At 47.1% G+C, this 5290-nt stretch carries 6 protein-coding genes; 4 read left to right on the plus strand and 2 right to left on the minus strand.

The features are described from left to right. The first annotated feature begins 237 nt into the window (after window positions 1-237). Together AC6F7T_RS02120 and AC6F7T_RS02125 are read left to right on the plus strand one after the other, a co-directional pair. Window positions 238-567, plus strand: coding sequence for an ArsR family transcriptional regulator (locus AC6F7T_RS02120; RefSeq protein ID WP_191154970.1), 330 nt, complete (start codon window positions 238-240; stop codon window positions 565-567). Continuing rightward, a complete protein-coding gene (locus tag AC6F7T_RS02125) occupies window positions 564-1103 on the plus strand; it encodes a hypothetical protein (protein ID WP_500716318.1) in 540 nt (179 codons plus the stop codon). The genes AC6F7T_RS02120 and AC6F7T_RS02125 overlap by 4 nt, the downstream gene beginning before the upstream one ends. Before the next feature lie 532 nt (window positions 1104-1635). Here the strand turns inward: AC6F7T_RS02125 and AC6F7T_RS02130 are convergent. Further along, a complete protein-coding gene (locus AC6F7T_RS02130; protein WP_500716319.1) occupies window positions 1636-3513 on the minus strand; it encodes an aldehyde ferredoxin oxidoreductase C-terminal domain-containing protein in 1878 nt (625 codons plus the stop codon). Between the two features lie 400 nt (window positions 3514-3913). After that, entirely contained in the window at window positions 3914-4285 is a 372-nt protein-coding gene (locus tag AC6F7T_RS02135) for a DUF423 domain-containing protein (RefSeq protein ID WP_500716320.1), read from the minus strand. A 469-nt stretch (window positions 4286-4754) separates the two neighbouring features. Here AC6F7T_RS02135 and AC6F7T_RS02140 point away from each other — a divergent pair, with 469 nt between their 5' ends. Both AC6F7T_RS02140 and AC6F7T_RS02145 read left to right on the plus strand, forming a co-directional pair. Continuing rightward, entirely contained in the window at window positions 4755-5024 is a 270-nt protein-coding gene (locus AC6F7T_RS02140) for a ribbon-helix-helix protein, CopG family (protein WP_500716321.1), read from the plus strand. Continuing rightward, window positions 5024-5290 (plus strand): type II toxin-antitoxin system RelE/ParE family toxin (locus tag AC6F7T_RS02145; protein ID WP_500716322.1); only part of this gene is annotated, 267 nt, incomplete at its 3' end. The genes AC6F7T_RS02140 and AC6F7T_RS02145, both read left to right, overlap by 1 nt.

The raw sequence follows: 5290 nt of genomic DNA on the forward strand, positions 1-5290 counted from the left end.
ACCCCGTCTGTCGATCCAGGCGGGGTATTCCTGTATTGCGCTTTTTTTCAGACACCCTGCTGTCGATATTCCTTTGATCCTTATCCCGAACACAATCAGCATTTTTTGCAATTCGATGGGCAAATCTGGTTATTGTAAATACCGCTACAATCAAGTATCTTGACGGATAAAGTACGTCATTTGATGGAATACATACGTCACTTAGGTGAGCAATACACGTCAAAAATGGAGGACGGGATGCTTGAGGCTTTACTTGGAACCGTCAACAAAGAAAGGGTTCTTTTATATCTTTTCGCCAGAGAAGAAGGTTATCCGAGAGAAGTAGCCAAATTTTACGGAGCAGATCTTCGATCGATTCAAAACCAGTTTGAAAATCTGGAGGTCGGAAGGGTACTGTACAGTCGCTTGGTTGGCAATACGCGTCTTTATGCTTTTAACCCGCGCTATCCATTCCTTGAAGAGCTGAAAGCTTTGCTGGATAAAGCGCTTTCCTTTTATTCTGACAGCGAACGTGAGCAGCTGGTCATGGTAAGAAAACGGCCGCGAAGAAAAGGAAAACCTCTGTGAAAAAGATCCACACAATGACCATGGGAGAACTGGCTGCTTTCGTCTGCACCCATCTCCAAATAAATGGCATCGACGTAGTTCTTTCTGGAGGTGGCTGCGTGGCTATCTACAGTGAAGGGCGGTACGTGTCTTACGACCTGGATTTTATCGAGAACATATCCTCTGGGCGGCGCAAGTTGAAAAAAGTTTTGGCCGAGATCGGTTTTCAGGAAGAGGCTAAGTATTTTACCCACCCAGAGACCCAGTATTTTCTTGAGTTTCCTGCCGGCCCTTTGGCAGTAGGGGATGAAACGCCGCAAAAAATTGTCGTGTTGAGCTTTGAAACGGGAGAGTTGGCGGCGTTATCTCCAACAGACTGCGTCAAGGATCGATTGGCCGCCTATTTCCATTGGAATGATCAGCAGTGCCTGGAACAGGCTCTCCTTGTCGCATATGCCTCTGACATCGACATTGCTGAAATCGAACGGTGGTCTTTAAAAGAAGGATATGAAAAAAAGTTTCACTCTTTCCATGACCTCCTGAAGGAAAGACAGTGATATCTGCCTATTTGCTTGGAGTAAAGCAAGGCAGCAAGGCTCTCACAATCAACAGTAAAGAAATATCCTACCGTTGAGTTTTCTGATCATTCCGGTAATGCAGGGTATTCAGTAAGATTCTATCAACTCGTCTTTTCGGATCAGAATACAATGTGACACAAAATCCAAGACGCTTATCTCGGTCAAAACTTGCTGCTTTTGAAAACAGGATCATCAATCCGATTTCCGTTTCCGATAGTAAGATCCTGACTTTTTACAAACCTATTCGGTGCGATTTGTCTCTAGATGAAGTAAGGAATCATTCCTGCGCAACATAAAAAACTGACCCAACCATTTGGACTCTGGTTGGGTCAGTTTGATTACGAATGATGATGGCTAAGAAAAAACTCACAAACTGCCGCGTTGCTGCGTTTATTTCGCTGCTTCGACGTACCTAAGTACGCCTCATTGCTCAACAAACGCGCGCCTTGCATTTGGCGCTTTTTGCTTAGCCAGCTAACCGGATACTTTTTGCGAAAGCATCAATGATGATTTAAAAAAATTCCCGCAAGCTTTCATCTATCCCCATCAGAGTTTCGTACCAAAACTCCTTGGCCGCTTCAGCCTTGTCGCGATCAAACTTTTCAAGCCATTCCCCAAGGCGCGGGTCAGGGTCTTTGTCGACTTCTTTTTTGCGCTGCAGAAAACTCAGCAAATAGTCGATATTGGATTCCGATTCCCAGAAAATTGGGCTGTTACGGCTGTTAATCCGACTTGCAAGAACATCGATGGATTGCAGGAACTTATCCTTGCAATTATAGAGCGAGCCCATGATTTCCGGCATCATTTCCTCGGCCCATCCACGGTGAAAGCGGCAGAGGCCCATGTTGTCTATCAGCAACTCTTTTTTCATCCGCTCTGCACACATCCGCCCTAGGGCCCGGGGTGGGATGAAGTCGTAGCTGTAGATCATGTAATATCTGCCCATCATCGCCATCGGAGCGAGAACACCGGAGACCCAATACTGATTGGGAACCATCCACCCTCGGCGATTGTGAGCGGTATAGACGAATCGATTATGTAGTGCAGTTCCTTTCGCCCGTGAATGAATACGGCTCCATTTACGCACCCCTTCTCTAAAGTCAATAATACCGCGGCGCTCCAGTATAGCGTCGATCAGTTCGCAGCCAAGTTCGGCATTGTGCATCGAATCTTGAACGACATCGAATTCTGTCATTTCCCACTTTGGCAATCGTGTGACGCCGAGTTCTGCGAGGGATAAAAGTTTCCCGTCGAGCAAATCCATCAGCCAAGCCAGAACACCTCCGCTTGAGATGGCGTCAAAACCCATGGCATCACAGTGATGGTTGAGCTTTTCCGCCGCCCGTTGGTCAAAGATACCGCACAACGGCCCCATGGTTTGGTAGGGCTCAAAGTCCTTCTTGTACTTTCCATTCATCTTCTTGCATACAGCGACACAGGGCTCGCCACAGGTGGCTTGCTGTTTGTTTTTGATAGTCTCGTCGTTGAACTGTTTGAGGTAGTGATCAACAACCAAATTCTGATGCAGGGAAAGACGTTCATCTTCGCTCCAGGAGTTCGTACGGTAATTGAAGGCCATAATTCGCCCCCCGACTGAGGCGTAATTAACGCCAAATGTTCCGCCAGTGTTGAACTTTTCGTCGAAGCGATACTTGCTGGTCACCTCCAGATCTTTCTTCATCAGCCGCAGATCATACTTGTTCTGAAACCACTCATCGGCCACCTTGCGATCACGGAAGTCTTCGTCAACCAGAGTGCCGCCATAGATAATCGCGACAATGCCGTGATTCTGCACCATCGCGCTACCGAAACCGCCACGACCGGCCCAGGTATCGACATAGCTAATCTCCCCCTTGTTAATTGGAACCGACATAATGCCACCCATGTCGGTTTCCTGTGCCGACGGTCCGGTCACCAGAATACGCGGATCATTTTCGTAGCGCTCCTTGAACATCTCATAAACCTGGTCAGTGAGCGAGTACACCCCGGTTCTCCCAGAGTTCCAGATATTCTCAATATCGAGCGGAACGATCTCCACCTCAATCTCTTCACCATGAGTACGGTTCAGAAAAAGTACCGAGGGAACCGGAGCCTTACCCACCAGGCTGAGCATGTTGATCCCCAAATTGTTGAAGACCAACCCTGCCCCTCCCATGGAACTGATATAGTTCCCTTGCCAGCAAGGGGAAAAGCCGGTCACCATCAGCCGATTCGAACCCGGCAAGATGGAGCCGGCAAAGATGCCAACCCCGAAATTGAGACTGTGATGTTTCTCGGCCAGATGAATACCGAGGTCAATCGGTCCGAAATATCGATCAAAACTGTATTTTTTTGTCTTGTAAAAACCGGTCGATGAATCGACCAAAAGCACTCTCTGAAACATATTCATGATTAATCCCTATCCTTTTTCGGTAGCGGCATGCTGCTTCCAGGTATTGTCAACTTAACGCTCTTCCATTCAGAATATTCAGAATGAGTGTATGAATAATCAAATCTCTATTTATAAAGGCTATCAATTCCCTGCAGCCGTAACCAGTCACGCTGTATGGCTATACCAACGATTCTCTATGATTTGAAGAGAGGTAGAAGAGGTTCTCGCGGCTCGTGGCGTAAGAGTCTGCTGGCGATACTTCAAAGATCACTGCAATCACTGAGAAGCCTCCTTGTGAATATTTTTACAGATAGCGTTCTGGCTGCCGCTTAATCCGCAATTCCATGCATTTTGGTCTGGCTTGTGCTTGAGCTTCATGGTGTAAGGTCATTAGATCTGACTTAATGATTCGATCCATTCACGGGTTACGGAATAAACAAAACGCCAACAATAACCAACCCATCAGGAAAGTCATGCCACCAATAGGTGTCACCATACCAAGAGCACGTACGCCGCTGACAACCATCACATAGAGGCTGCCGGAGAAAAGAACAATCCCGGAAAACAGTAGCCATCCTGAAGCCCGCAACAGACCTGTCTGCGGAAACAGATGTATCAATATCCCAAGTAAAATCAAACCCAGAGCATGAAACATGTGATACTGCACGCTGGTCTGCCAGACCGCCAGCATGTCTACCGAAACTTTACTCTTTAGCCCATGAGCACCAAAAGCTCCGAGAGCTACCGCGAGAAAAGCATTGAGACTCCCCATTACGACAAAAAGCTTCATATCAACTCCTTTATATTGAGTGCATTCTCAACAGTATAATCAATTGGGCCAAAAAAGATTGACAATCCAGAGTTGCGACCATAAGTACAGCAAATCCCCGCTCGGCGATTCAGGCGGGGATTTCTGATAATGCAGGGCTTGTAAGAATCCCAAAAGCAACCACCTTAAACATCATCAGCTAATACCGGACGACTTATGGTATTTTCTGCCGAATTAACAAGCGAAAAAAACGTACTTGTTCTTCGGGGGAATGCCTTCTCATTGTCGCTGCAAATATGCTTTTGCGGATTGATTTAGTCATAGTTAATCGTTATGATTGTAAATAAATCGTTATGATTGGTCACATGTGCGTATTCCGGTGACATTGGGCCAGTGATTCAGCTCATCAGGAAAAAGTGGCCCAGATTGGATCGGAATCGGTGGCTGTTTTGCTCCGGAATACGCACACATGCTTAGAGAGGAGATCACAATGGCACAAGTAAAAACTAAAGTGCTGACAGCACACGTTCCTATAACGATGGCTGAAAAGATCGATCAGATGGCTTCTCAGCGTGAACGATCTCGCGGCTGGATAATGAAGCAGGCGCTCTCAGAATGGCTTGACCAAGAAGAAGAGCGCAACCGCCTGACAAGGGAGGCGCTGGCGGATGTGGATTCTGGTCATGTTCTTGATCACCAAACTGTCCAGGCTTGGGCAGATAGTCTTGACACAGACAAACCGATGGATGTGCCGCACTGATGGAATTAAAATGGACAAGCAAAGCCCTATCTGACTTGGCGCGACTCTATGATTTTTTGACGCCAGTAGACCAACGTGCTGCGGCACGAACAGTACAAACATTGGCGGCTGCCCCAGCAAAATTTCTGACACATCCTCGTATTGGGGAGCGACTCGACGAATTTGATCCACGTGAGGTTCGGAGAATTCTTGTTGGTCACTATGAGATGCGTTACGAAATCCAGCAGTCTATTGTTTACGTGCTGCGAATATGGCATACCCGCGAG

Source organism: Pelovirga sp., from assembly GCF_059864205.1.